We start from the raw sequence: 25,908 nt of genomic DNA, 5'->3' as shown, positions 1-25,908 counted from the left end.
CTCTTCATATCTCTTGTTTTCCCCCAGGCGAGAATAAAAAAGGCCCTGACCGCTTCTACCCACGGTTCGGGCCTCTCTTCCATCTTAAAAAGATGCTTTTTATTCTTTATCTGCTTTCCCAAGCTCATAAGCTTCATTCATAACTTTCATTAACAACTCTAACACCGGCTGTGCCTTCTCCATATCAAGTGCAATTCCATTATCATCTAAAATTGCCTTTGCTTCCGGTAAATGCTTCATTGCGATTTGTAAAAACTGCATGCTTTTTTCGTTCATATTATGCTCTTCCTCTCCATTAAAACTTTCACATACAATAGTGTAACACGCGTGCTACTCTTCGTATAACTCTTTATATTTTTTCATGTGTGCCAGTTGCTTATTTAAACCATATTCTAACGGAGTATTTCTTTTTATCGAAATTACTTCGATAGCCTCATCTCTTACTTCGTTATTATTTTGATTTACTTTATCATCCGCGCGTAAAAGATTCATACCTTTTTCCCATAATGACTGTTTACCACTAAGTAAATTGTATATACCAAGATGCGCCCCGCTCGTTCCATGTTCCCATAAGTATTCACATACATCTTCAATGTAAAGTAAATCACTTCCTTTTTCCTCACTCGTACAACGGCACTCTTTCTCGTCTAATTCTGATAAAATGAGCTGATGATACATCATAAAAGATGGTTGCCACGGTCCATATAATGTAGGAACTCGAAATACACTATATTGTAAATTCCCTTTCTTCAATCCTTCTTCTACTTTCAAAAATAGGCGCTTATTTTCTGATTCATCTGTACTACCTACTTCAATAGAAGAAATTAAATTTAACTTCACTTTTTGTTCTTCACACATTCTTATGATTCGCTTTAAATATTGTAATATGACTCTTTCATTCCGAAATCCACTTTGCTGATTTGGCTCATATAAGCAAAAGTAAACAGTATCAAAGCTCTCTTCCTCTACTGATCTCCATCCATCTTCATCTCTTATCGAATAATACGTAAATAATGCATTTCGCCCAATTAATAATAACTTCTCTTCATTAATTTTGGTCATACTATCGAATTCATCAAAATCAAGACCATATACTTCCACTTCTTCTTCAATCATTTTATTTACAAGGTGATAACCTACAAACGTAAGTGCACCTATTATCAGCACGCGTTCCATACCACCAACCCTTTCCCTCTGAAACAAATAGCTCCTCATTTATGTATATGGGAGCTTCACAATTCTTCTTCATATTTTTTAAAGAAATCGGTCGTTTGCCTAACCATTTTATATTTCACATCTTGCAGATGGAACAAGACAGAAGTATCACATTGATTGAATTGCCTCATTTTCTCATATTTACGCAATTGCTGTTTTCTTCCTCTTTTTTCTTGGGTTGATACGAAAACTTTGACCGGTACACAAGATGGAAGAAGCGTAAATGATTTCTTATTTATTTTTGATTCTAATTCTTCTTCTTTGGCATCATACGCCAAACTTAATTCCTTCACGAGTCTCTTGTAAAAAAACTTATGCTCTTTTTCAAACTCCACATATTCTGGTAAATCTAAACACGGATTTAACATAATGACAGAGCGTATACACTCAGGGTATTTGTTCATCATTTCGAGTGCTACAAGTGCTCCCATACCATCTGCCATAATGTGCATTTTCGCATTCAATGTCTCTTTTCTCAACACAACGTCATATAAACGTTTTGCTAGACGAACAGATTGGTCGTTTCCCCAATGTCTTCCGTATAAATTAGAAGAAAAGACCGTGTAGCCTTGCTCAATAAGGCCATGTAAAAAATAAGATCTACCCGCATGCTGTGTCCATAAACTTGTACCATTCTCAATAAAGTAGTTATAATCACCGAGGAGCATAACAGAAAATCCATTTGGCTTCTCCGGTAAATAAATGACACATGGTTCTTTTTCTAAGTAAAAAAAACGTTCCGTAATACTCATTTTTCCCCCGCCTTATTTTCTAAACATATAAAACCACTCTTTTATAATGTATGAACGGAATGCAAATTTGCGTTGAAAAATCTACAAATATTTTTCTATATTCTTTTTTCAATTGTGTTACAATAAGGACAGATTGAACGAATAGAGGTGTAAAATATGCGTTTCATTTGGGCATTAATTTGGTCGTTCTTACTTGTACATATGATGAGCTATGTAATCGGCTCTATGACTGGCGGTACATACGACTTTAACCAAGCGTCTATTTTCTCAGTTGTTCTTGCTGTGTTAGTACTAGCAATTTCAGCTGCAATTCCAAACGAGCCAGTAGAACAACACTAAAAAAAGAGTCCGGATTTTATCCGAACTCTTTTTTATTTTTATTTCACATGAACGACTAGTTCGTTATTTTCTACATCAACAACTACGTGACTATTGTCAGTAATTGTTCCTGCAATTAATTCTCGTGCTAATTTCGTTTCCACTTGACGTTGTACGTATCGTTTTAATGGACGAGCTCCGTACATTGGGTCGAAACCAGCTTCTACAACAAATTCATTTGCTGCATCTGTTAATTCTACTGTAATGTGACGGTCAGCTAGACGACCTTGTAGTTCTTTTACAATCTTATCAACAATGCCTTTAATTTCATTCGTTGTAAGAGGTTTGAATAAAATAATTTCATCAACACGGTTTAAAAATTCAGGGCGGAAATGTCCTCTTAATTGCCCCATTACAAGGTCTCTTGATTCCTCTTTAATCGAACCATTTTCTTCTAATCCATCTAGTAAATGAGCAGATCCAATATTTGAAGTCATAATAATAACTGTATTTTTAAAGTCCACTGTACGACCTTGCGAATCTGTAATGCGTCCATCATCTAACATTTGTAATAAAATGTTGAATACTTCTGGATGTGCTTTTTCAATTTCATCTAATAAAACAACGGAATATGGTTTACGTCTTACCGCTTCTGTTAATTGACCACCTTCTTCATATCCTACATATCCAGGAGGCGCACCAATTAAGCGTGACACTGCGTGTTTCTCCATATACTCAGACATGTCAATGCGAATCATTTGCTCTTCACTATCGAATAAAGACTGTGCTAACGTTTTTGCAAGTTCTGTTTTACCAACACCTGTTGGTCCTAAGAAGATGAAAGAACCAATCGGGCGGTTCGGATCTTTAATACCAGCGCGAGCACGAAGAACCGCGTCTGACACTAAGCTTACTGCTTCCTCTTGTCCAATGACACGCTCTGATAAGATTTGCTCTAAGCGTAATAATTTCTCGCGTTCGCCTTCAACAAGTTTAGCAACAGGAATACCAGTCCAGCGTGAAACAATATCTGCAATTTCTTCTTCACTTACTTCCTCACGTAATAAACGATTTTCTTGTTTATTATGCGCACCCATTTCTTCCGCTTCTTTTAACTCTTTTTCAATTGCTGGAATTTTCCCGTGACGAAGTTCGGCTGCTTTATTTAAATCGTAATTACCTTCTGCTTCTTCTAATTCACGGCGCAGACGTTCTAAATGTTCACGTAAGTCACGAACTTTGTGAATGTCTTCTTTTTCTTTCTCCCATTTCGCTCTCATACCACTTGCAACTTCTTTTAAATCCGATAATTCATGTTGCAATGTTTTTAGACGCTCTTGGCTACCACGATCCGTTTCTTTTCCAAGAGCCGCTTCTTCAATTTCCAGCTGCATAATGCGGCGCGTTACTTCATCTAATTCTGTTGGCATAGAATCGATTTCTGTACGAATTGTTGCACACGCTTCGTCAACAAGGTCAATCGCTTTATCAGGTAAGAAGCGATCTGAAATATATCGATCTGATAAAACTGATGCTGCTACAATCGCACGGTCATGAATATTTACACCGTGATAAATTTCAAAGCGTTCTTTTAATCCACGTAAAATTGAGATTGTATCTTCAACAGTTGGTTCTTCTGCTAATACTTGTTGGAAACGTCTTTCTAGCGCTGGATCTTTTTCAATATATTTGCGATATTCATCGAGCGTCGTCGCTCCAATACAATGCAGTTCACCACGCGCAAGCATCGGTTTTAACATATTTCCTGCATCCATCGCACCTTCTGTTTTACCAGCTCCAACTATTGTATGAAGTTCATCAATGAATAATAAAATGCGTCCTTCACTCTTTTTTATTTCATTTAATACAGCCTGCAGACGCTCTTCGAACTCACCACGGAATTTCGCACCAGCTACGAGCGCACTCATATCTAACGCAAAAATCGTTCTATCTTTCAATCCTTCAGGTACATCCTTTTTCACAATACGCTGTGCTAGCCCTTCAACGATTGCTGTTTTACCAACACCTGGCTCCCCAATTAAAACAGGATTGTTTTTCGTTTTACGTGAAAGAATACGGATTACACGTCGAATTTCACTATCCCGTCCGATTACAGGATCAATTTTCCCTGCTCTCACTTCCGCTACTAAATCACGACCATATTTTTCTAACGCCTCATAAGTTGCTTCTGGATTTTGACTAGTCACTCTTTGATTCCCCCGAACTGTCATTAAAGACTGTAATAAGTTATCTTTCGTAATATGCAATCTTGTAAATAATTGATTTATATCGCCTTTTTCTTCAGAAAAAGCAAGCAATACATGTTCTACTGAAATATAATCATCCTGCAGTTTTTCTGCCTCTTTCCCTGCTCTTACAAGCAGTTGTTGCAGAGCGCTCGTTACATACAGTTTTCCAACTTCTGCACCGCTCCCCGTTACAGAAGGTTTCTTTTTAATTAAACTTTCTGCACCTTGCTTTATTGCTTCTATATCAACATTCATTTTTTGAAATATACGTACTGCTAATCCATCTTGCTCTTCTAATAATGCAAGTAATAGATGAACAGTATCCACCTCTTGGTGATGATGAGATACCGCTAAAGATTGGGCACTCATAATCGCCTCTTGTGTTTTTGTTGTCATTTGATTTAAGTCCATCTTTACAGCCCTCCAAAAGTTTGACTTTCTTTGACCTTTGATTTGATTATACGCCAACTGACTTTTTTATACAATAATTTTGATTATGTATTTTCAAACTTATTATTGGAAAAAGAAAAAGAGAGCATTCATTATACTGCTAAAAAAATACGGTAAATGAAATTACAATGTGTGACGACAAAAAAGCCGCAATAACGATTGCGGCTCCTGTTACGGTTTTCTTTTATATGTCCACTGGCGGTTATGATTCGTGTTATCCGGAAACTTTTCACCGGCAGTTAATTTCACCATTTGCGGATCTTTCACCATACTTCCCGTTTCACCAATTTCTACGTAAATGCCATCATTCGGCGCTTTTTGTCCAGAACGAAACCTGCGATTTTGTCCCATCTTCATTCTCCTTCCATGACGTCTTGCCTCATTAGTATATCCATTTTAAAAGAAAGCTTTTCTGTCATGTTTAGGAAACAGTACTACATCTCATTCTTGTACATATATATGAATGACACGAGCGTAAGCAGGGATTTCTTTCCTACTTGTAGAAAAAAAGAAACCAACCTACTCTAGGCTAGTTTCAAAGGAGAGTCAAACATATACGAGAAGATTACATATTCATTATATGCCTCATTATACGAGCAATGTAACCCTTTTCACAATTTGTACATAATGAAAGAAACATTGTTTGAACTTTCTAAAAAGATGTTGACTTCTCTTGATTTCCAACGATAAATAGTAGACACCACAGCACTTTGAGACGTAAGATGGATATATAGTGAAATTTCCATCTATGGTGATTTCACCAAGTCTAACCTCTTATTTCTGCATATTAAAAACGGAAATACAGATAGATACAAAAAAATTATTATAAGAGGTGAAATTATGAACAAACAACATTTAATCGCATTAGACTTAGACGGTACTTTATTAACAGACAACAAAATAATTTCCACTCGAACGAAACATACAATTGCAAAAGCAAAGGAACAGGGACATATTGTTGTTATTTCAACAGGACGTCCATTCCGTGCTAGTTATGATTACTATAAAGAACTTGCTCTTAACACACCTATCGTAAACTTTAACGGTGCTTACGTACATCATCCTCTTGATTCAAGCTGGGGAACACACCACTCTCCTCTTGAGCTAGCAACAGCGCAAGAAATTGTACGAGCTTGCTTTGATTTCGGCGTAAAAAATATATACGCGGAAGTAATGGACGATGTGTATGTTCGTGAAATTGATGAAGATAAAAAACATATTTTCGAATTCGGCTCTCCTAAGATTTTTACGGGAGACTTATTAAATATTTTAAACGATCATCCAACTTGCTTATTAATTGATGCACATGACGAGCATTCCACTGCAATTCGTCAACATTTAACGGATATGCATGCGGAAGTAATCGACCATAGAAAATGGGGCGCACCTTGGCCGATTATTGAAATTGTGAAAAGTGGATTAAATAAAGCAGTTGGATTACAAAAAATCTCTAGTCATTACAACATTCCACAAGAGCGAATTATCGCTTTCGGTGATGAAGATAATGATTTTGAAATGATTGAATTTGCTGGTCACGGCATTGCAATGGGAAATGCCATCCCTGAATTAAAATCACTCGCAAACCATACGACGTTAACGAACGAAGAAGATGGTATTGCTTTATATTTAGAAGAGGTTCTTGGGTTGTAATCTAAAAATTCCCTACTTATAGTTTCCTGCCAAATGTCCATACTATAAGTAGACGCATGAGACATCGCGTCGATTGTTTTCAGCTAAATAAAGGGGGTTTTTCGAATGGGTAAAAAGAACAAATCAAAACGTTTTATCCAACAAGGAGCCGATGCTGTTATGAAGCATGATGCAAGATTCCCGTACAGAGGTACATTAGCTGAGGCAGAAAAAGCAAGAAGTAACTCTTCTTTTGGAGGGGTTTAAATGGGGAACTTACTATTCCAACAAGCTAGAGATGCTGTTGAAAATGCCGTATCTTGTTCAAGCGGTACTGAGCAACAAGATCTCGTGTATAGAGCAAAAAATGCTTTGCAATCCGCTTACGCAAACTCTTCAACTGCTGAAAAAGTTCAGCTCCGTGAAATGCAAGAGCAATTGCAAAACATTACGAATTTACATTAAAAAAGAGGACCAACTTTGGTCCTCTTTAATCTTTCCGAAACAATCCGAACACCCCAACTGTTTGCAGTATATTTGTAAATGCACCTGGGTCCACTTGTTTAATAATCCTCTCTAATTCGTATAACTCGTAACGGGTAATAACCATCATTAACATTTCTTTATTTTCATTCGTATAAGCACCTGTTGCTGGTATCGTTGTAATCCCTCTTACTAATCGCGAGTGAATCGCCTTTCTTACGTCTGCCCCATTCTTCGTAACAATTAATGCTGTAATCTTTACATGACGAGTATGAATTGCATCAATAATTCTCGTTGACACATATAAAGTCACTAGCGTATACAACGCTTTTTCCCATCCATATACATAGCCAGCAGCGATAATGATAATTGCATTAAAAAAGAAAAAGTATGTACCGACAGGCTTATCTTTTATTTTTGATAAAATCATGGCAATAATATCTAATCCGCCTGTAGAAGCACCCCACTTTAAAGCAATCCCTACTCCAATTGCCGAAATAATTCCGCCAAAAATCGCATTTAATATGATATCATTCGAAACCGCTCTAACAGGGATAATTTCTAGAAACAGAGTCATAAATATAACACAAAGAAAACTAAAAAAGGTGAAGGCCTTTCCAACCTTTTTCCACGCTAAAATAACGACAGGAATATTAAATAAGCTAAACAATACTCCCGTAGATATGTGAATCGATAAAAAATCACCTAATATTTGTGATAATAATTGAGACAATCCAGCAAAGCCGCTCGCATACACTTTTGCTGGCGTTAAAAATAAATTCATCCCAATCGCGTTTAATAAACCTGCGATGATTACAACGATTAACTTCTTTATAAGTTCAGTATAATTCAACTTCAAATCCATTTGGAATCCACCTTTACCCTTCATAAATGCACCGCTATACATAGTCTTTACGAAAAAGGAAATGATAAACGTACAACGTTTAGAAATGGAGTTGATACATATGCCACATACGAGTGATAACGACAAAAAAGCACGCGATAATAACGCAAAACGCACACAAAAAAATGAGCAAGAGCAAAAAAATATTCAGCAAGGTAAACGTGCATACTCTAAAAAGACCGATCACCTTTGATTCCATCGTACATCAACAATTATGTTGATGTACTTTTTTACATTTTAAAGGAAAAAACATTAAAAATTCACTTCATGTTCACTTCTATATTCTACAATAGCGATAACATATTCGGATGAGGTGTTGGCATGAGAGGGAAACATATTTTCATTATTACTGCACTAATAAGTATATTGATGTTATCTGCTTGCGGACAAAAAAACGGCTCAGCTACAGTCGCTACAGCAACAGACTCGACCATTACAAAGGATAACTTCGAAAAACAATTAAAAGATCGTTACGGAAAAGACATGCTATACGAAATGATGGCACAAGACGTCATCACAAAAAAATATAAAGTACCTGATGAAGAGGTAAATAAAGAAGTAGAAAAAGTAAAAAAACAATATGGAGATCAATTCAAAAAAGTATTAGAAAATAATGGTTTAAAAGATGAAGAGGATTATAAAAATCAAATTAAGTTCAAACTTGCTATGAATGAAGCGATTAAGAAAAGCATTACAGAGAAAGACGTAAAAGACCACTATAAGCCAGAAATTAAAGCGAGTCACATTTTAGTAAGTGACGAAAATGAAGCGAAAGAAATAAAGAGTAAACTAGATGCTGGTGCTTCATTTGAAGAATTAGCAAAACAAGAATCACAAGATCTACTATCAAAAGATAAAGGCGGAGACCTTGGATACTTCAATTCAGGTACAATGGCTCCTGAATTCGAAACGGCTGCCTACAAACTAAATGTTGGACAAATTAGCAACCCCGTAAAATCATCAAACGGTTATCACGTTATTAAATTAACTGATAAAAAAGATTTAAAACCTTACGATGAAGTAAAAAACTCTATTCGCAAAAACTTAGAGGAAGAACGTACTGCTGATCCTGTATTCAGCAAAAAATTGTTACAAGAGGAATTAAAAAAGGCAAATATTAAAATAAATGATAGTGATTTGAAAGATACGTTTACTCTTGTTTCTCCGCAAGGAAATTAAAAAAAGCACACCCTTATCTTTTTAGATAAGGGTGTGCTTTTTAATCTTTCATCTTATTTCTTAAAGTAAGTCCAACCTTCTTCTTGGTAAACCTTTTCTTCTTTCATCAACTTACCAAGTGCGCGCTTAAATGCAGCTTTACTCATGTTAAAGCGTTCTTTAATATCTTCTGGATGGCTCTTATCCCAAAACGGCATTGCTCCGCCTCGTTCTTCCATATATGCATAAATTACTGCAGCATCATCTTCCATTCCTTCTTCTTTACGAGGAAGAAGTGAAATGTTAATTGTACCGTCATCTTTTACGTCAATAATACGGCCCGTTACACGCTGACCGATGCGGACTTGTTCTTTTCTTTCTGTATGGTGTAGGAAAGCACGGAAATGCTCATCCGTTAGTATGAATGAACCAACTTGAAGTGAACGATATACACGTCCGTTTACGTTTTTATTACGCATAGATGGCGTTGCATCTACGATAATTTCTTGCATATCACTGTCTCTTGCCGGAAGAGCAATTAAACGATCACGATTCGTTAATTTTAACGTACAATATAATTCGTCGCCTACTTCTGGCCATACTGGCATATAAATCGGGAACTCATCAGCTGGAATTAGTATATCTTTTGACACACCAATATCAACAAACACACCTAAACTAGGAATAACTTCTACAACCTTTACCCAGTTCCAATCATAAGTTGTAATAATTGGTTCCTTCATTGTTGCTGAAATACGATTTTGGTGATCAAGGTATAAGAATACATCAATCGTATCGCCTTCTTCAATTTCTCCAGCTACTTCGTTTTTATGTAGGAAAATTTCTTCTTCTTCATTCCCAACCATATATCCGATTTCCGTTTCGCGTAAAACAGTTACCTGTTCAATCGATCCTATTTGCAAATACATATTTTTTAATTCCCTTCTATATATATAAAATTATCTTTTTTATCATTCCAAACAAAAGTTAATTATAACATGATTTTTCCTATATTTGTCCAACTGCCCAAAATTCACTATAATAAAATGAGGTTCCATGAATATAAGTACGAAAACACTTAAGTCTAGACTCGTTTTCAGCTATACTTTAGTATGTACAGTACATAACAAGATTAGAAATTTATTTGGAGGTGCTAACTATGGCAAAAGATAGTTCTTTTGACATCGTTTCGAAAGTAGAATTACCTGAAGTAACAAACGCAATTAATATCGCATTAAAAGAAATCCAAAACCGATATGACTTTAAAGGAAGTAAAAGTGATATTAAATTAGAAAAAGAAGTACTTGTTTTAACTTCTGATGACGAGTTTAAATTAGAGCAAGTAAAAGACGTTCTTATCTCTAAACTTGTAAAACGTAACGTTCCAATTAAGAACTTAGATTACGGAAAAGTTGAAGCTGCAACTGGCAACACTGTTCGCCAACGCGCAACACTTCAACAAGGTATCGATAAAGATAACGCGAAAAAAATTAACAACATCATTAAAGAAATGAAATTAAAAGTAAAAACACAAGTACAAGATGATCAAGTACGTGTTACAGCAAAAAGCCGTGATGACTTACAAGCAGTAATCGCAGCTGTTCGTAGCGCTGATTTACCAATCGACGTACAGTTCATTAACTACCGCTAAAAAGAAAACTCCTCTTAATTAGAGGAGTTTTCTTTTTTGTCTTGTAGAGACAATATTACGAGAACAAACTATAGAAAAAGGGTATGTGTGGTAAAAATCGCTAAGTAAATTGAAAATAAGGAAAAGACACCTTAAGACGTTTTCCCTTCGATTTGAATTACTTTTCTTAGTAACTACATCCTAGACCAAAGTCATCTTAAAAATCGCTGTAACTCATAATTCCTCTCCACGCCAAAACGTAACAATTTATGAGTATAAGAATATTTCCCGACCTTTAATGTAATGTAAAATTAGTAAGGATCTTAAAAAATGTTAATTAAAAAAGAGTTAGAAGTGGTTATTTGAAGAAATTAATATTATGGTTTTTATTGGCCACATTCTCCCTAAATACTGTAGGATGTTCTAATAATACGAATACACTAACGGATAAGTCTAACTGTATCAACAAAGCTTGGTACAAAAAAAATATGTCATGTAATCATTTAAAAAAACATTAAATAGTTAATGATAAAGGTCATAAAAAAAGACACCTCAAAGTGCCTTCCTCCGACTTGAACCAATAATATTCGGATGGATTTAAAAAGAAGCATACATCGTTAATAAAGATGCAGACTTCAAAATAAAAAGTACACTAAGTAAACTCTTATTCAAAAATTTATATTAAACACTAATATTTTAGAAGAAAGTTTATAAGTTTAGAACCTACAGGGATTTTCCCTGTAGGTTTTATTATATTTCAAGTGATTTCCAAATGAATTATGAGTGACTTTTTTCAGTTTGGTTTTCAAAATATTTTTCTTTAACCATTTTTATCAGATTTTCTTTTTCTGTTAGTTCAAATATAAATAATGCTTTTTTCATGTTATTTGCAACATCTTCTTCATTAGGTTGTTTAAGTTTCAATAAATTCCAAGCTTTTCCATAGTATAATTCACCTAGTAAATATAAAGTATTTAGATTAATAGCTAGTTTGATACCCATATCATTGTATTTTACTGCCTCTTCATGTTGATTTGCATGACCTAAAATTTTTGCTAAATTAAAAATAATTTTCAATTTAATTTCTTTATCTCTAGGAAAATCTAACTTATTAAAATTAGTTAAACACCTTCTTAATATATTAATACTTTTTTCATATTCTTTATTTTCCCCATGGAATATAGCAATTGTCTGCATAATATCTATTTCTCTTTCTGATAAAAAATCTGAATTAGTTACAGTTAATTTTAATGCATTATTTAAAAAATCTAAAGCAGTTTTTATTGATTTATCCACCATAAATATAGCAATCGCTTCATGCCATATTAAAAATTGTTTATCTTCTGTTGATTGGAAGTTATTTTCGTTTTTCTCTTTTTTCACTATTTCATAAAGTTCTTTGTATTGTTTTTGCTTTAAGCAATCTTTTATTACGCATTTTACATTTTCTACATATTTTAGTTTTTTGTTTTGAGTTAATGCAAATATATTATTTGGGTCAATACCAAGTCTTTCTGATAATTGATATAACAATATACTAGATGGATAAATCACACCTTTTTCTATTTTGCTAATTTGACTTTGCGAACATATTCCATGACATAATTCGGATTGTGATATATTTTTTTTAATTCTAAGCTCTTTAATGGTAATACCCAAATCGTAAAACTCCATTTTCCCACCTACTATTTAGCACTGTATTAGTATAAGAGTATTCTCTAACTTTTAATGTAATGTAAAATTAATATAGTTGCAATTATTGATTTTTCAAAGATTCTTCCCTATCGGTGCTAACACAAAAAACAGGTTAGGAAGAAAATCCTCTTCCTAACCTGGCCCTCCTCTCACTAGGGACGTTTTCATTCTCACATCGTTTCTCTTAAGAAATTTCATATCAACAGAATAAACACTATCGCGCCACCGAACAAACTTACATATACAATAAGAAGACATGAACATAGAGCCAGCAACTTCTCATCTTATCTACGCTTCCTTTTAACTGCAATTAAAAACGCAATAAATAATACATTCACCCCAACGATTAAGGAGATAAATAACCAATTCACACCTGTTTCTCCGTTAACTTTATACACGTTTGATTCTTCACGCTTTAAAACGAGATAAAATTCCCCTTCTTCCTCTCTTATAATTTCATCCTCTAACAATCCTCTTAACTCTTGTTTTTCACCAATCATACTTGCAGGTAAGGAGACTTTTTGTGTTTCTTTCGTATTATTAATTGCTACTAAAGTTACTTCATTTTTATATTTTCGTTTTAGTATGCTCATACCGCTCTTATCATACAGTAGCTCAAACGTACCGCGTCGTAAAGACGGTCTCGCCTGTCTAAGTTCACCTAGTTTTGTTATGTGCTGCATAAATTTTTCGTCTGACTTAAAATCCATTAATCGTCTATTATCGGGTACACTTCCTCCATCTAATGCAATTTCAGTTCCGTAATAAAAATTCGGAATTCCAGGTGATGTTAACAAATATGTAAGCGCCAGTTTTAAACGTGATGGCGGATAATACATATTTTCTTTTGCAATACGCGCATATCTTTTTGTTTCTTGATCATCTAAAAACGTAACAAATTCCCCTTCTTTTTTACTCACATCGTATAACGATTTCACCGATACATCTGCTTTAGAAAACGATTCTACTATTTTTTCGTTGTATTCGCTATCCTTCTTTGTCATAATACGAAAATCTTTCTTTATCACTTGCATATCTTTTTGCGCGTTATCCCAAAAGGAACGCGGCTTTTTTTCACTATGTATAACATAACTTCCGTCTAAATCAACTTCTTTTATCCACCATTTCATTGCGTCAATTACCTGTTGTTCGTTTTCTCCAAGTGGAAATTGAAATACAACTTTCATTCCTTTTGCATGAACTTCTTTTACAAGTTCTTTCACATCATTGTCTGTCCCGAAATGTTCATTTACCTTTTTAAAATTTCGCACGTCTAATCCATCGTACTTTCCACTTTCAAAAAGTGGCGAAAGCATAACGGTAGTAAAACCCATTTCTTTTATGTAATCCAACCTTTTTATAATTCCTCTTATATCCCCTCCTTGATACCCTTCTAAATTACCAACTTCTAACTGTTTGTCATTTTTCGGTTCTCCATTATTGAAGCGATCAATCATAATGGAGTATATAACTTCATCTCGCCACTCTCTTTTTTCGTCTGCAAAAGTATGTATTGGTACAAACAAAACAACAGCTAAGCAAAAACAAATGAATAGTTTCCTAGTCCGTATTTTTCCCACACGCATCCCCCAAGCTTTTTAATTGTAAGAATATTATACCAATTATCCGAATGAAACGCATATGTCGATTTTAATCCTCATAAAATAATTCATGTTAGGTTTTATGACATCATGCATATAATTTTCTGAATTTTTAGTTGATTTTTAGTTTAATTTCGAATATGATATGAAACATAACAAATAGATGTTATTTTTTCTAACATTACAGGAGGAGAGATCATGGATATGGGAGATACAGTTTTTATGTTTGTGACGACAGTAATGGTCATGTTGATGACACCAGGATTGGCACTTTTTTATGGAGGTATGGTTCGCAGCAAAAATGTACTCAGCACAACGATGCATAGTTATAGCGCAATGGCTATCGTTTCGATTCAATGGATTGTTATCGGCTATTCTTTATCATTCGGACCAGATTGGCACGGGCTTATCGGTACACTTGATTGGTTCGGTCTAAACGGAGTTACCTACGCACCAAATCCAGACTACTCATCTACTATTCCTCACAATTTATTCATGATGTTTCAACTCATGTTCGCCATTTTAACTCCAGCTTTAATTTCAGGTGCATTCGCTGAAAGAATGCGATTTTCTGCCTTTCTTATTTTTATCCTTCTATGGACAACGATCGTTTACAATCCTGTCGCTCATTGGGTATGGGGCGTCGGCGGGTGGCTAAGGGAACTTGGTGCACTAGACTTCGCTGGCGGAAACGTCGTTCACATCACTTCCGGAGTTGCTGGTCTTGTATTAGCTATTTTCCTTGGAAAACGAAAAAACATAAATGGTTCTTCTCCCCACCATTTGCCATTTACAATGTTAGGCGCAGGCTTATTATGGTTTGGCTGGTTCGGTTTTAACGTCGGCAGCGCATTATCCTTAAACGACGTAGCTTTAACTGCATTTATTAATACAAATATAGCCGCTGCTGCCTCCGCTCTAACTTGGATGCTTTCTGAATGGTTCTTCCAATCAAAACCGACCGCGATGGGAGCTGCTTGCGGAGTTGTTTCTGGTCTAGTCGCTATTACACCAGCTTGCGGGTTCGTTACACCTTTCTCCGCCCTTCTTATCGGAGCAATTGGTGGCATATTATGCTTCGGCGCCGTTTTCTTCTTAAAAACAAAATTTGGGTATGACGATACACTTGATGCCTTTGGATGCCACGGCATCGGAGGAACTTGGGGCGGTATTGCAACAGGACTATTTGCAACTACTACCGTAAACGGGGATGGTGCGAACGGATTGTTTTACGGAAATGCCACGTTACTGTTTAAACAACTTATAGCGATTGGCGCAACATATGCATTCACAATCATCATGACGTATGCCATTATTAAAGCGATCAACTTCTTCCTCCCTGTTCGAGTAGATGAACACGAAGAACACATGGGTCTTGATATTTCAATGCATGGTGAGAAGGCTTATGAACATGCAGAGCGAGCAAACTAAAAAGGGATGCAATCTATTACTAATAGATTGCATCCCTTTTTTTGCGCACGAGGCAACATACCCCACCTAGTATAACTGTAAATATATCAACGTTTTTTTGGATATATCAACGATTTTTCAAATATATCGATTGTTTCTTTCAATATATCAACGGTTCGACACAACATATCAATTTACCAACAAATTCCGACATGAAGAAGATGAAAAATACCCCGGCATAAATTTACACACAAAAAAGACGACCGAAGCCCGGTCGTCTTTTCCTATTTATTTCGGAGCATTTCCTACATATTGCGTAATATCAACATTTAATGCCTGCGCTAAACGCATACCGTATTCTTGATCTGCACGGAAGAAGTTACAAACAGCTAATAATTTTGTGCGTTCATTTACGTCTTTTAGATCATTTGTTAAGTTTGCAATTAAGTTATCTTGCTCTTCTTTAGAGAATGAACGGTAACGCTCACCTGCTTGTTTGAAGTCATTTGGTTTCTCAATTTTTTCACGAGATACATAGCCTTCTACTTTCATAGTTGAATCGCGGTAAGCTTTGTCTTCAACTGGATTTTCAGCATGACGACTAGGTTCATAGTTGATTGTAGATGGGTTTTGTTTCACTTGCATCGCACCATCACGTTGTTGATTATGAACAGCTGCGTATGGGCAGTTTACAGGAATTTGCAAGTAATTTGCACCAAGACGATAACGTTGTGTATCTGGGTAAGAGAATAAACGACCTTGTAATAATTTATCTTCCGATGGCTCAATACCATTTACAGTTGCACTTGGAGAGAACGCTACTTGTTCTACTTCTGCAAAGAAGTTTTTCGGATTACGATTTAATGTCATTGTCCCTACTTCAATTAACGGGAAGCGATCTTCTGGCCATACTTTCGTTGGATCTAGTGGATCAAAGTCTAAAGAATCCATTTCATCTAATTGCATAACTTGTACGTGTAAATCCCATTTCGGGTGATTTCCTTTTTCGATCGCGTCGAACAAGTCACGAGTAGCATGATTGAAGTCTTTCCCTTGTACCTCTTGCACTTCTTTCGCATTTAAGTTACGTACACCTTGCTGTGGTTTCCAGTGGTATTTAATATAAACAATTTTACCTTCTTCATTAATCCATTTAAATGAATGGACGCCGAAACCTTCCATTTCACGATAACTTGCTGGTGTACCGTAATCAGAAAATACCCATGTCATCATATGTGTAGATTCCGGACTTAACGTCATGAAATCCCAGTAACGATCTGGCGTTTGAATATTCGTATCAGGTGCTGGTTTTAAAGAATGTACCATATCAGGGAATTTAATTGCATCACGAATGAAGAAAACTGGTAAATGATTACCTACGATATCGTAGTTTCCTTCTTCTGTATAAAATTTAACAGCGAACCCACGTGGGTCACGTGCTGTTTCAGGAGAACCTTGACCATGAATAACCGTTGAAAAACGAACAAATACAGGTGTTTCAGTTCCTTCATTTTGTAAAAATGCAGCTTTCGTATATGGCTTCATACTATTTTTCGTTACGAATACACCGTGAGCACCTGCACCACGTGCATGTACAACACGCTCCGGAATACGTTCACGATCAAAGTGTGCAAGTTTTTCTACTAAATGATAGTCTTCTAATAATACCGGTCCACGACGACCAGCTGTACGAGAATTTTGGTTGTCTCCAACTGGAGCACCTTGGTTTGTTGTTAAGCGATTATTTGGATTCATCTAGGGGGATCCTCCTCTTTATTTCATAGTAATTATTATTTATTTAAAATTATTATAAATTAATTATTATTCAAAACTAAATCTTTGTCAACTATTTCCTTCACTTTTTTGGAAACAATTTCAGCCAAACAGTCGATAAATGCCGATTGCGCATTCGGCATATTTGGTCTAAAATATTTGGCATTTAATTCATCCGTTACAACTTTACATTCATAATCGTTGTCATATAAAACTTCTAAATGCTCCGCTACAAAACCAACTGGGCAATATATGAAATATTCGTACCCATGCTCTTCATATAAATCTTTCGTTAAATCTTGCACATCTGGACCAATCCACGGATCTGGAGTATTCCCAGCACTTTGCCAACCGATTGTATAGTTTTGAATATTTGCAGCTTCTGCAATTAAATCTGCCGTATGCTTTAGTTGTTCTACATATGGGTCTCCTGCTGCAATAATTTTTTCTGGCAAACTATGTGCTGAAAAAATTACGACTGCTTTCTCTTTATCATCAATTTCTTTAAACGTTTCTTTTATTTGGTCTGCCCAATACGAAATAAATTTCGGTTCATCATACCATTGTTCAATTGGTTCAATAACAGGACCACCGATTTCTTTTGAAAGACGAATAGCACGGTCATTATACGCTTTAATGCTAAATGTAGAATAATGCGGCGCTAATACGATACTAATCGCTTGCCCAATCTTATCACGCTTCATCTCTTCTACTGCATCTTCTATAAATGGAGCTATATGTTTTAAACCTAAGTAACAAGTAAATTCATACTCTATAAATATGTTATTCATTGAATCTGTTAATTTATGCGCCTGTTCTTTCGTAATTTTTGCAAGTGGCGAAATTCCACCAATCGCTTTATAGCGCCCAATTAAATCTTCAAGCGCTTCTTCTGATGGCTTACGCCCGTGACGGATATGTGTATAATATCCCTCTACATCGTCTAATGATTCCGGTGTTCCATACGCCATTACGAGTAAACCTATTTTTTTCTTTGTCATCTATATAACACCTCAATTTTATAAATGAGAATCCTTTTCAGAACGTTTGTTTCCAATTATAACAAGTAATAATAAGTACGTCAAAATAATAATTCTAATTAAATATTATTTACAAGGTAATCTTGAATTTTATATGACAATTTCTTTAATAAAAAGCGACTTACATAATTGTAAGCCGCTTTTCCGTTATTCCTTAATATTTACCCCATATTCTTTAAACCAAATGTGAATTTGTGCTAAATGAGCTAAAAGCTGCGGCCCAGTCATCAATTGACCAAACCATGGTGTTTGAAATGCACTGCCGCCAGACTGAATCAATTCGTTCAACTGCTCTTTATCAAACAGTTCGTGTAAAATTGAACCTTTATCCGTTAATAAACTTTGAAGCCATACTGTTACTGCTTTTGTATAGTGTGGATTGTGAGTTTTCGGATAAGGACTCTTCTTTCTATATAAGATGTCATGTGGAAGTACATCTTCTAACGCTTTACGTAATAGACCTTTTTCGCGGTTTTTATACATTTTCATTTCCCAAGGAATATTCCACGCATATTCGACAAGACGATGATCTGCAAATGGAACACGTACTTCTAAGCTCGCCCCCATACTCATACGGTCTTTTCTGTCTAATAATGTTGTCATAAACCATACCATATTTAAATAAAATAATTGACGTCTTTTTGCTTCTAACGGACTTTCTCCCTCTAAAATAGGAACTTCTTGAATCGACTCTTCATAGCGCCTTTGTACATATTGTTGTAAATTTAATTTATTTCTCCATTCTTTTTTTAGAAGTTGTTCACGTGCCTCTGTAGAACGCATCCACGGAAATGCACTCGATTGTAAATCATCTTCTCTATAAAACCACGGATATCCACCAAATATTTCATCTGCACATTCTCCAGATAAGCCAACGACAAAATCTTGTTTAATTTCTCGGCAAAACCATAATAATGACGAATCGATATCTGCCATACCAGGCAAATCACGAACGAGTACCGCTTCAGTTAAATACTCTGCTAATTTTTCATTCGAAATGACGCAGCGATGATGGGTTGTTTGAAATGTCTCAGTCATTAAATTAATAAACGGAGCATCTGAATTTGGCTGGAATGCATTCGCTTTAAAGTATTTGTCATTATCTTCGTAATCAATAGAATACGTGTGTAATGGCCCTTTTCCTGATCTCTCGTATTCTTTCGCTGCGATAGCTGTAATAGCGCTCGAATCTACACCACCTGATAAAAAAGTACATAGTGGTACATCAGAAACAAGCTGTCTTGTAATGGCATCTTGTAATAAGAAGCGCGTTTTCTCTACTGTTTCTTCAAAAGAGTCTTCATGTTTTTTACTTTCTACATTCCAATATCTCCATATACATAAACCGTTCTTTGAAAATGTCATCGCATGACCTGGACGCAATTCTTTTATACCAGCATAAATACCGTGCCCAGGCGTTCTTGACGGTCCGAGTCCGAATATTTCTGATAATCCTTCTAACGTTACTTCCGCCTTCACATCTGGATGCGACAATATCGCTTTTAACTCCGAACCAAATAATAAGCGTCCGCTATCATATTTATAAAAAAGTGGCTTTACACCTAATCGATCTCTCGCAATAAATACTTGTTCTTTCTGTTCGTCCCATACTGCAAACGCATATATACCGTTTAAATGACTGACACATTCTTCTTTCCATTCAATATAAGAAGCTAATAATACTTCTGTATCAGAATGACCTTTGAACGTATATCCTCTTCTTAATAATTCCTTTCGAATGTCTTCTGTGTTATAAAGTTCACCGTTATAGCAAATGGCGTAATTCGTTTCATCTTTTAAACAAGTCATCGGTTGTTTACCGCCCTCAGGGTCCACAACGATTAAACGTTTATGCCCAAATGCGACATTGCCTTTAATCCAAACTTTATTATCATCTGGGCCACGCTTCGCTAACGTCTCAGCCATTTTCGTAACGACGTCCCGCTCTCCTTCTAATGAGCGTTTATAATCCACCCATCCTGTAATCCCGCACATATAAATCATCCTTCCATCTTATTTCTTTTCTTGAACGTGCAGTAATCCCCACCCTAAGAATGCGGATTAAAAAATGAAAAACTTGACGATAACCTACTATCCACATATGGAATAGCATTTTCACTCAGTAAAACGTGTTTTATTGTATGCCCACCTATGTCTAGATGTGCCTAGTTATAAAGAATGCACGAACTGTCTATAACAGAAATAACTACTTTTCATAAAGGAGAAATCGTGTATGATACAACGTAAACATATTTTATATAATCAACCCCGTGCTCATACAGTCGGTAATGTAGAATATATAAACAATGAGTGGGTATTCTTTGATGATGAAAATGATGAAGCGTTTTTATTAGAAGATATTGCCGAAGATGGGTTTGAAATTTTGTATAATAACAATTGGCTACCAGCCCGTTTCTATGAACAAGATGTATTACAAATCGCCAACGAGCAACACCATTTGCAAAACGGTGAAATGATACGTATTCGAAAAAAGTTACTTCTTAGCTATAATGAATGGCTGGAGGAATTACCTGACTCTGTCTTCACATTATTAACGGAATCATTGCAATCACTTCACTACTCTTTATATGATTGCATGTATTGTCATAATTATTTATCTTTCTTACCGAAAGAGGAGTCACGCGAAGGAGTAAATATTCTTTTGTTTGATAACGAAGAAATGATTTGTACACTGCAGCATCATTTCGTTCGTCACACTACATCAAATAAAAATATGTTCCGTTTTACAAAAGTAAACGGAGAAGAGTTGCATATTGATGCGACATAAAGTAAAACTTTAATTAGTGGGGCAACCCCACTAATTATTAACCTTCACCAATCTGGTGTTTACGGGATAACGTAAAAAACCACCTTATCTCCCAAGTCTTTGAGATTATAAGGTGGTTTTATTTTTTATTAGAATACTTGCCAGCCAATCGGTAATTTCAGTCCAAGGTAAAATACTGCTACTAGTGCAACAATAAATAGCCCCCAAACTGCCCCTGTTGCTTTGTTCTTGCTCATTTTCACAAGAACCATTTCCATTCCACCGATAACTAAAATACCAGCTATCATTTTTAAACCATACCACATGTGCATGTTACTTGTTGCAGTCTTCATAATACCCATGTACAACATGAAACCTGTCACAATAATGATAATATACATTAGGCGAAGCCCCATATGTACACCTTTACCTTTTCTTCCTGCTGAATAAAGTGAATACGCAACGAAGAATAAAATTAAACCTAACGCCCATGCTGTAATATGCATATGTACCATCGTATCCCTTACCTCCTCTTTTCACACTTTTTCACTCTATATGATAACATGTTCATTTATTTTCAGGAAATGTTTCGCTTTTTTACATTTAAATGATATAATATTTAGAGTATTTACAAACTTCTTGTAATAACAAAAGGGGGAACAATCATGATTCAAACTAAGGATATTATCGAACTTACAGACACATACGGAGCAAATAACTATCACCCACTTCCAATCGTTATTTCTAAAGCAGAAGGTGTTTGGGTAGAAGATCCTGAAGGAAACCGCTATATGGACTTATTAAGTGCATATTCTGCAGTAAACCAAGGTCATCGTCACCCGAAAATTATTAACGCTTTAATTGACCAAGCTAATCGTGTTACGTTAACTTCTCGTGCTTTCCATAGCGATCAATTAGGTCCTTGGTACGAAAAAGTTGCGAAACTAACTAATAAAGAAATGGTACTTCCAATGAATACAGGTGCTGAAGCTGTTGAAACTGCAATTAAAACAGTTCGTCGCTGGGCTTATGATGTGAAGAAAGTAGAAGCAAACCGTGCTGAAATCATCGTTTGTGAAGATAACTTCCACGGACGTACAATGGGTTCTGTTTCTATGTCTTCAAATGAAGAATACAAGCGTGGATTCGGTCCAATGCTTCCTGGCATCGTTGTAATTCCTTACGGTGATTTAGAAGCGTTAAAAGCTGCAATTACACCAAACACAGCAGCATTCATTTTAGAGCCAATTCAAGGTGAAGCAGGAATTAACATCCCACCAGCTGGTTACTTAAAAGAAGCTTTTGAAGTATGTAAAAAAGAAAACGTTTTATTCGTAGCAGATGAAATCCAAACTGGCTTAGGCCGTACTGGTAAAGTATTCGCTTGTGACTGGGACGATGTAACTCCTGACATGTACATACTTGGCAAAGCGCTTGGCGGCGGCGTGTTCCCGATCTCTTGCGTTGCAGCAAACCGTGACATTTTAGGTGTATTTGAGCCAGGTTCTCACGGTTCTACATTCGGTGGTAATCCACTTGCATGTGCTGTGTCTATCGCAGCTCTTGAAGTGTTAGAAGAAGAAAAATTAACAGAGCGTTCTCTTCAATTAGGAGAAAAATTAGTTGGGCAATTAAAAGAAATTGATAACCCAATGATCACTGAAGTTCGCGGTAAAGGTTTATTCATCGGTATCGAATTAAACGAACCAGCTCGTCCTTACTGTGAACAACTAAAAGCAGCTGGTCTACTATGTAAAGAAACACATGAAAACGTAATTCGTATCGCACCACCTCTAGTAATCTCTGAAGAAGATTTAGAGTGGGCATTCCAAAAAATTAAAGCTGTATTATCGTAATGATAGAGAGGTTGTCCGACATATTGGGACAACCTCTTTCTTTTTATATTCATTTATATTAAGATAAAATTGTAATTTTCTGTATTTTAAAATCGTAAAGGAGGTGCGATATGCTATTAAGATATGGTAAACATATTAACTATTTAGCTACATCTTTTATTTTAGTTACATTCTTTGGCTTCCTACTTTCCACAACATGGCTTACTCACTACTCAACTTCTACTACATTCACACTACTGAAAGCATCATTTTGGACTGCTGTTATTCTTACTATCATTGGTTTTGGACGAGAAAAAAGCGCACTTACGGTTATACTATTTGGCATTTGTACACTTGCATTCATTGGTCTTTACACTTTTTCCGTTATCGATTACCTCTATAACCCAAGGCCATAAAAAAGAGCTATCTTTTAACAAGATAGCTCTTTTCTTCACTTCACTACATTTCGCAAAGTACCAATTCCTTCTACTGTAATAACCACTTCATCACCAGCATGTAAAAACTTTGGTGGCGTGAAACCTTTTCCGACACCAGCCGGGGTTCCTGTTGCGATAATATCGCCTGGTTCTAAAGTCATTCCTTTACTTATCGTTGAAATAATTTCTTCTATTGGAAAAATCATTTTATTTGTGTTGGAAGTTTGCCTTACTTCTCCATTTACTACCGTTTCAATGTGTAATGAATTCGGCGCATTAACCACCGATTTATGAATTAAATACGGTCCCATCGGACAAAATGTATCGAAGCTTTTCCCAAGGAAAAACTGTTTATGTTTTCTTTGAATGTCTCGAGCTGTTACATCATTGATAATCGTATAACCAAAAACATGCTCAAGCGCTTTTTCTTTTTTAATTTGTTTCCCTCGCTTACCAATAATGATAGCTAATTCTCCTTCGTAATCTAGTTCGTCCGTTGCATGAGGGTGACCATTAATTTGCTCATTTATGCCAATAACTGTTGTTGGTGCTTTCGTAAAGATCATTATATTTTCTGGAATAGACTCTACTCCGCCCATTTCTACCGCATGCTCACGATAGTTTTTTCCAACGCACAAAATATTCTTTCTTGGCCTTGGAATCGGTGCTAATATTTTCACCTCTGTTAACGGATAATACGCCGCTTCCCCGTTCTCTTTTGCCCAATTTACAATTTCACATACTTTCTCAAAGCATTCAGTCCCTCTTTCAATACACTCTAGCATTGTAATAGGGATTGTAACCTTTTCCCCTTTTTGTCTTTGCGCTTCTCTTAAGTGTAATACCTTTTCTTCTTCTTCATCCACAATACCTACAAATACCTTTTCTTCTTTTTTCGCCGTTACAAAACGCAATATTTCCACTCTCCATCCTACAACTCATACACTTTAATTGTATTCGCATCCGCAAGAAAAAAACCTTCTCATGCACGCTAATTTTTACAATATTCTTCTCATATCCGATTCGTTACTCCTTTATCATTTGGCATAAAATGTAGAAATTTTACTTTTTTTAGCGAATGCATTTCTTTTTTATGAAGTTTTTGTATAATATGTACTACATATATACTAAAAATTTCATTTAGAGATGGAGCCGATTTCAATGTTTGAGCAAGCGATTGAAAAAAAACGTGAAAAAATGATTTATTTTGCTGAACGCTATGGAATGACTTCTCAAAAAACAGTGGATTGTAGCCAAGAACTGGACAGGCTCTTAAATGTAATTTGTCATGTACCTACGGATTTACACCCTAATCAAACGTTCAAAACACACACGCAATAATGCGTGTGTTTCTTTTATTTCAAAAAAATACACATTTTATTGGAAACGCCCATACAATAGTAGAAAAGAAAATTTTAAAAACGAAGGGTGTTTTGTATGCCAGCTATGGTCGGACATATTCGTATCGTCAATATTGGATCAAGTGGTATTTTTCATATTGGAGATGTATTTGCGATTAGGCCTATTAGTTACTCACGTGCTTTCGCCGGGGCCGGCTCTTTTAACGTTGGAGATAACGTTTCTGTCTACAATTATCAAAGTGCAACGACTGTCAACGATTCAGATGTCGTCGATCAAGCGATAATTGGTTCAACTTAAAGGGGGCGATTATATTGAACTTTTATGTAAACCAAAGTATCGTCATCAACAGTATTAAAATTGATAGCATTACAACCTCTTCTGTGTTCCAAATTGGTACTGCCGGAAGTATTAAAGCCCTATCTAAATTTTCAAATACGGGCGGATTTACGGAGCCGCTTCGCCCATTACAGGCGAAAGGACAAATTATTTCTATCAAACCATCAACTAGTTCTTCTTAAGACATCCTTGTCATAAATATATAGTAGGAATATTTTTACCCTCCCTATTGAAAAGGAGGTTTCACAAATGAATCAAGATATATATACTTACTTACACCAACTTCAACAAGCTCTTCAAACACAACAAGCAGCCATCTTGAATTTAGAAGATCAAGTGCGCCAACTCCAAGAAGAGCTTAACGAATTAAAAAATCGCCCCTCCTCTTCTGTAGGAAAAGTGGAATACAAATTCGATCAATTAAAAGTCGAAAATTTAAATGGTACTTTAAATATTGGTTTAAACCCATTTTCAGCAAAAGGACAACAAATTGAAGATTTTCAAGTGGATACAGAAACATTAAAGGTAAACCCTGAAACCGAAACAAACCCAGACTTTTATCAAGGTATCCTCCAAGAAATGCATCGATACTTAGATGAAGAAGCATATAATCGTATTCTCCATTTTGAACAAGAAGAGAGAACACCGCTTGATGAAATGTATCGACAAATGATGGTGGATGACATAAAAAAACAGATGGAGCATCGACTCCCTTATTATTTATCACAAGCGCAATCATATGAAGGTATTTCAACAGATCCAGATTATTTACGAGATATCATTATTCAGGCAATGAAACAAGATATTGACAAAGCCTTTCTCTCCTTTATTCAGCACATACCAGGAAATTTCCGAAAGGAGTAA

Annotated in this window: 29 protein-coding genes; 15 read left to right on the top strand and 14 right to left on the bottom strand. The window is 35.7% G+C overall.

Features of this window, described 5'->3' with window-relative positions:
* Positions 1-99: 99 nt before the first annotated feature.
* From CGQ22_RS23150 to CGQ22_RS23140, 3 genes are read right to left on the bottom strand one after another with little or no spacing between them, the layout of a single operon-like run.
* On the bottom strand, positions 100-276 hold the full coding sequence (locus CGQ22_RS23150; protein WP_001986215.1) for a ComZ family protein: 177 nt from the start codon (positions 274-276) through the stop codon (positions 100-102).
* Between the two features lie 54 nt (positions 277-330).
* Entirely contained in the window at positions 331-1,203 is an 873-nt protein-coding gene (locus tag CGQ22_RS23145; RefSeq protein WP_002163889.1) for an NAD-dependent epimerase/dehydratase family protein, read from the bottom strand.
* Positions 1,204-1,232: 29 nt separating this feature from the next.
* Positions 1,233-1,967: a lipase family protein gene (locus tag CGQ22_RS23140; protein WP_000028713.1), complete on the bottom strand. Its 735-nt coding sequence runs from the start codon at positions 1,965-1,967 to the stop codon at positions 1,233-1,235.
* Between the two features lie 156 nt (positions 1,968-2,123).
* Between CGQ22_RS23140 and CGQ22_RS23135 the strand changes: the two genes are divergently transcribed.
* Positions 2,124-2,306, top strand: a complete 183-nt coding sequence (locus CGQ22_RS23135) for a YjzD family protein (RefSeq protein ID WP_001211116.1) — start codon at positions 2,124-2,126, stop codon at positions 2,304-2,306.
* A 38-nt stretch (positions 2,307-2,344) separates the two neighbouring features.
* Here CGQ22_RS23135 and clpB read toward each other — a convergent pair whose 3' ends face one another.
* Positions 2,345-4,945, bottom strand: coding sequence for an ATP-dependent chaperone ClpB (clpB, locus tag CGQ22_RS23130; RefSeq protein ID WP_089149408.1), 2,601 nt, complete (start codon positions 4,943-4,945; stop codon positions 2,345-2,347).
* A 210-nt stretch (positions 4,946-5,155) separates the two neighbouring features.
* A complete protein-coding gene (locus CGQ22_RS23125) occupies positions 5,156-5,335 on the bottom strand; it encodes a YjzC family protein (RefSeq protein ID WP_000531421.1) in 180 nt (59 codons plus the stop codon).
* 489 nt (positions 5,336-5,824) lie between these two features.
* Between CGQ22_RS23125 and CGQ22_RS23115 the strand changes: the two genes are divergently transcribed.
* From CGQ22_RS23115 to CGQ22_RS23105, 3 genes are all read left to right on the top strand, one after another.
* On the top strand, positions 5,825-6,634 hold the full coding sequence (locus CGQ22_RS23115) for a Cof-type HAD-IIB family hydrolase (RefSeq protein ID WP_001041231.1): 810 nt from the start codon (positions 5,825-5,827) through the stop codon (positions 6,632-6,634).
* Positions 6,635-6,739: 105 nt separating this feature from the next.
* Positions 6,740-6,880, top strand: coding sequence for a hypothetical protein (locus CGQ22_RS23110; RefSeq protein WP_000516816.1), 141 nt, complete (start codon positions 6,740-6,742; stop codon positions 6,878-6,880).
* The gene (locus CGQ22_RS23105; RefSeq protein ID WP_000527407.1) at positions 6,881-7,078 is read left to right on the top strand and encodes a DUF3813 domain-containing protein; all 198 of its coding nucleotides are present in this window, start codon (positions 6,881-6,883) and stop codon (positions 7,076-7,078) included.
* A 25-nt stretch (positions 7,079-7,103) separates the two neighbouring features.
* Here the strand turns inward: CGQ22_RS23105 and CGQ22_RS23100 are convergent, their stop codons facing one another.
* Positions 7,104-7,961 (bottom strand): YitT family protein, encoded by an 858-nt coding sequence (locus CGQ22_RS23100; RefSeq protein WP_000364431.1) that lies wholly within the window; start codon positions 7,959-7,961, stop codon positions 7,104-7,106.
* Positions 7,962-8,061: 100 nt separating this feature from the next.
* Between CGQ22_RS23100 and CGQ22_RS23095 the strand changes: the two genes are divergently transcribed.
* The gene (locus tag CGQ22_RS23095) at positions 8,062-8,193 is read left to right on the top strand and encodes a DUF3941 domain-containing protein (protein WP_001120851.1); all 132 of its coding nucleotides are present in this window, start codon (positions 8,062-8,064) and stop codon (positions 8,191-8,193) included.
* Positions 8,194-8,321: 128 nt separating this feature from the next.
* On the top strand, positions 8,322-9,179 hold the full coding sequence (prsA, locus tag CGQ22_RS23090; protein WP_086408172.1) for a peptidylprolyl isomerase PrsA: 858 nt from the start codon (positions 8,322-8,324) through the stop codon (positions 9,177-9,179).
* A gap of 53 nt (positions 9,180-9,232) precedes the next feature.
* On the opposite strand, the gene CGQ22_RS23085 is transcribed toward prsA, so the two are convergent.
* Positions 9,233-10,087: a CvfB family protein gene (locus tag CGQ22_RS23085; protein WP_000281260.1), complete on the bottom strand. Its 855-nt coding sequence runs from the start codon at positions 10,085-10,087 to the stop codon at positions 9,233-9,235.
* Between the two features lie 230 nt (positions 10,088-10,317).
* Between CGQ22_RS23085 and CGQ22_RS23080 the strand changes: the two genes are divergently transcribed.
* On the top strand, positions 10,318-10,809 hold the full coding sequence (locus CGQ22_RS23080) for a YajQ family cyclic di-GMP-binding protein (protein WP_001040149.1): 492 nt from the start codon (positions 10,318-10,320) through the stop codon (positions 10,807-10,809).
* 756 nt (positions 10,810-11,565) lie between these two features.
* Here CGQ22_RS23080 and CGQ22_RS23070 read toward each other — a convergent pair.
* Entirely contained in the window at positions 11,566-12,462 is an 897-nt protein-coding gene (locus CGQ22_RS23070; RefSeq protein WP_000397889.1) for a helix-turn-helix domain-containing protein, read from the bottom strand.
* Positions 12,463-12,767: 305 nt separating this feature from the next.
* Entirely contained in the window at positions 12,768-14,069 is a 1,302-nt protein-coding gene (locus CGQ22_RS23065) for an alpha-amylase family glycosyl hydrolase (RefSeq protein WP_089149406.1), read from the bottom strand.
* Between the two features lie 213 nt (positions 14,070-14,282).
* On the opposite strand from CGQ22_RS23065, the gene CGQ22_RS23055 reads away from it, so the two are divergent.
* The gene (locus tag CGQ22_RS23055) at positions 14,283-15,515 is read left to right on the top strand and encodes an ammonium transporter (RefSeq protein WP_074593898.1); all 1,233 of its coding nucleotides are present in this window, start codon (positions 14,283-14,285) and stop codon (positions 15,513-15,515) included.
* A gap of 267 nt (positions 15,516-15,782) precedes the next feature.
* Here the strand turns inward: CGQ22_RS23055 and katB are convergent, their stop codons facing one another.
* The 3 genes from katB to asnB form a co-directional block, all read right to left on the bottom strand.
* The gene (katB, locus tag CGQ22_RS23050; RefSeq protein ID WP_089149405.1) at positions 15,783-17,249 is read right to left on the bottom strand and encodes a catalase KatB; all 1,467 of its coding nucleotides are present in this window, start codon (positions 17,247-17,249) and stop codon (positions 15,783-15,785) included.
* 59 nt (positions 17,250-17,308) lie between these two features.
* A complete protein-coding gene (hemH, locus tag CGQ22_RS23045) occupies positions 17,309-18,268 on the bottom strand; it encodes a ferrochelatase (RefSeq protein ID WP_000162631.1) in 960 nt (319 codons plus the stop codon).
* 186 nt (positions 18,269-18,454) lie between these two features.
* On the bottom strand, positions 18,455-20,302 hold the full coding sequence (gene asnB / locus CGQ22_RS23040; RefSeq protein ID WP_089149404.1) for an asparagine synthase (glutamine-hydrolyzing): 1,848 nt from the start codon (positions 20,300-20,302) through the stop codon (positions 18,455-18,457).
* Positions 20,303-20,540: 238 nt separating this feature from the next.
* Between asnB and CGQ22_RS23035 the strand changes: the two genes are divergently transcribed.
* The gene (locus CGQ22_RS23035) at positions 20,541-21,095 is read left to right on the top strand and encodes a DUF2777 domain-containing protein (protein WP_000616044.1); all 555 of its coding nucleotides are present in this window, start codon (positions 20,541-20,543) and stop codon (positions 21,093-21,095) included.
* Positions 21,096-21,223: 128 nt separating this feature from the next.
* Here the strand turns inward: CGQ22_RS23035 and CGQ22_RS23030 are convergent, their stop codons facing one another.
* On the bottom strand, positions 21,224-21,589 hold the full coding sequence (locus tag CGQ22_RS23030) for a YisL family protein (protein WP_000233490.1): 366 nt from the start codon (positions 21,587-21,589) through the stop codon (positions 21,224-21,226).
* Between the two features lie 150 nt (positions 21,590-21,739).
* On the opposite strand from CGQ22_RS23030, the gene rocD reads away from it, so the two are divergent.
* Together rocD and CGQ22_RS23020 are read left to right on the top strand one after the other, a co-directional pair.
* Complete coding sequence (rocD, locus tag CGQ22_RS23025) at positions 21,740-22,930, top strand: ornithine aminotransferase (protein WP_000616657.1); 1,191 nt, start codon at positions 21,740-21,742, stop codon at positions 22,928-22,930.
* 110 nt (positions 22,931-23,040) lie between these two features.
* Positions 23,041-23,325 carry a hypothetical protein gene (locus CGQ22_RS23020; RefSeq protein WP_000926865.1) on the top strand — a complete coding sequence of 95 codons (285 nt, stop codon included), beginning with the start codon at positions 23,041-23,043 and terminating at the stop codon, positions 23,323-23,325.
* Positions 23,326-23,360: 35 nt separating this feature from the next.
* On the opposite strand, the gene CGQ22_RS23015 is transcribed toward CGQ22_RS23020, so the two are convergent.
* Positions 23,361-24,260, bottom strand: coding sequence for a fumarylacetoacetate hydrolase family protein (locus tag CGQ22_RS23015; RefSeq protein ID WP_001213073.1), 900 nt, complete (start codon positions 24,258-24,260; stop codon positions 23,361-23,363).
* A 247-nt stretch (positions 24,261-24,507) separates the two neighbouring features.
* Here CGQ22_RS23015 and CGQ22_RS23010 point away from each other — a divergent pair, with 247 nt between their 5' ends.
* The 4 genes from CGQ22_RS23010 (at position 24,508) to gerPC (ending at position 25,908) form a co-directional block, all read left to right on the top strand.
* A complete protein-coding gene (locus CGQ22_RS23010; protein ID WP_089149403.1) occupies positions 24,508-24,687 on the top strand; it encodes an aspartyl-phosphate phosphatase Spo0E family protein in 180 nt (59 codons plus the stop codon).
* A 96-nt stretch (positions 24,688-24,783) separates the two neighbouring features.
* A complete protein-coding gene (gene gerPA, locus CGQ22_RS23005) occupies positions 24,784-25,005 on the top strand; it encodes a spore germination protein GerPA (protein WP_001111188.1) in 222 nt (73 codons plus the stop codon).
* 14 nt (positions 25,006-25,019) lie between these two features.
* Positions 25,020-25,226, top strand: a complete 207-nt coding sequence (gene gerPB / locus CGQ22_RS23000) for a spore germination protein GerPB (RefSeq protein ID WP_001012516.1) — start codon at positions 25,020-25,022, stop codon at positions 25,224-25,226.
* A gap of 67 nt (positions 25,227-25,293) precedes the next feature.
* The gene (gene gerPC / locus CGQ22_RS22995; RefSeq protein ID WP_001070760.1) at positions 25,294-25,908 is read left to right on the top strand and encodes a spore germination protein GerPC; all 615 of its coding nucleotides are present in this window, start codon (positions 25,294-25,296) and stop codon (positions 25,906-25,908) included.

The sequence above is a fragment of the Bacillus sp. M13(2017) genome, assembly GCF_002218325.1.
In the GTDB taxonomy this organism is placed as follows: domain Bacteria; phylum Bacillota; class Bacilli; order Bacillales; family Bacillaceae_G; genus Bacillus_A; species Bacillus_A thuringiensis_K.
This window is presented reverse-complemented; position numbering and strand designations above follow the sequence as displayed.

Bases quoted from the DNA above. Each gene is read 5' to 3' on its own strand.
- CGQ22_RS23135 (WP_001211116.1), top strand. From the start codon at position 2,124: ATGCGTTTCATTTGGGCATTAATTTGGTCGTTCTTACTTGTACATATG.
- gerPA (WP_001111188.1), top strand. From the start codon at position 24,784: ATGCCAGCTATGGTCGGACATATTCGTATCGTCAATATTGGATCAAGT.
- hemH (WP_000162631.1), bottom strand. From the start codon at position 18,268: ATGACAAAGAAAAAAATAGGTTTACTCGTAATGGCGTATGGAACACCG.
- CGQ22_RS23125 (WP_000531421.1), bottom strand. From the start codon at position 5,335: ATGGGACAAAATCGCAGGTTTCGTTCTGGACAAAAAGCGCCGAATGAT.
- prsA (WP_086408172.1), top strand. From the start codon at position 8,322: ATGAGAGGGAAACATATTTTCATTATTACTGCACTAATAAGTATATTG.
- CGQ22_RS23010 (WP_089149403.1), top strand. From the start codon at position 24,508: ATGTTTGAGCAAGCGATTGAAAAAAAACGTGAAAAAATGATTTATTTT.
- CGQ22_RS23070 (WP_000397889.1), bottom strand. From the start codon at position 12,462: ATGGAGTTTTACGATTTGGGTATTACCATTAAAGAGCTTAGAATTAAA.
- CGQ22_RS23020 (WP_000926865.1), top strand. From the start codon at position 23,041: ATGCTATTAAGATATGGTAAACATATTAACTATTTAGCTACATCTTTT.
- asnB (WP_089149404.1), bottom strand. From the start codon at position 20,302: ATGTGCGGGATTACAGGATGGGTGGATTATAAACGCTCATTAGAAGGA.
- CGQ22_RS23055 (WP_074593898.1), top strand. From the start codon at position 14,283: ATGGATATGGGAGATACAGTTTTTATGTTTGTGACGACAGTAATGGTC.
- CGQ22_RS23030 (WP_000233490.1), bottom strand. From the start codon at position 21,589: ATGGTACATATGCATATTACAGCATGGGCGTTAGGTTTAATTTTATTC.
- CGQ22_RS23085 (WP_000281260.1), bottom strand. From the start codon at position 10,087: ATGTATTTGCAAATAGGATCGATTGAACAGGTAACTGTTTTACGCGAA.
- CGQ22_RS23035 (WP_000616044.1), top strand. From the start codon at position 20,541: ATGATACAACGTAAACATATTTTATATAATCAACCCCGTGCTCATACA.
- CGQ22_RS23115 (WP_001041231.1), top strand. From the start codon at position 5,825: ATGAACAAACAACATTTAATCGCATTAGACTTAGACGGTACTTTATTA.
- katB (WP_089149405.1), bottom strand. From the start codon at position 17,249: ATGAATCCAAATAATCGCTTAACAACAAACCAAGGTGCTCCAGTTGGA.
- CGQ22_RS23150 (WP_001986215.1), bottom strand. From the start codon at position 276: ATGAACGAAAAAAGCATGCAGTTTTTACAAATCGCAATGAAGCATTTA.
- CGQ22_RS23095 (WP_001120851.1), top strand. From the start codon at position 8,062: ATGCCACATACGAGTGATAACGACAAAAAAGCACGCGATAATAACGCA.
- clpB (WP_089149408.1), bottom strand. From the start codon at position 4,945: ATGGACTTAAATCAAATGACAACAAAAACACAAGAGGCGATTATGAGT.
- CGQ22_RS23105 (WP_000527407.1), top strand. From the start codon at position 6,881: ATGGGGAACTTACTATTCCAACAAGCTAGAGATGCTGTTGAAAATGCC.
- gerPC (WP_001070760.1), top strand. From the start codon at position 25,294: ATGAATCAAGATATATATACTTACTTACACCAACTTCAACAAGCTCTT.
- rocD (WP_000616657.1), top strand. From the start codon at position 21,740: ATGATTCAAACTAAGGATATTATCGAACTTACAGACACATACGGAGCA.
- CGQ22_RS23100 (WP_000364431.1), bottom strand. From the start codon at position 7,961: ATGGATTTGAAGTTGAATTATACTGAACTTATAAAGAAGTTAATCGTT.
- CGQ22_RS23140 (WP_000028713.1), bottom strand. From the start codon at position 1,967: ATGAGTATTACGGAACGTTTTTTTTACTTAGAAAAAGAACCATGTGTC.
- CGQ22_RS23080 (WP_001040149.1), top strand. From the start codon at position 10,318: ATGGCAAAAGATAGTTCTTTTGACATCGTTTCGAAAGTAGAATTACCT.
- CGQ22_RS23065 (WP_089149406.1), bottom strand. From the start codon at position 14,069: ATGCGTGTGGGAAAAATACGGACTAGGAAACTATTCATTTGTTTTTGC.
- CGQ22_RS23110 (WP_000516816.1), top strand. From the start codon at position 6,740: ATGGGTAAAAAGAACAAATCAAAACGTTTTATCCAACAAGGAGCCGAT.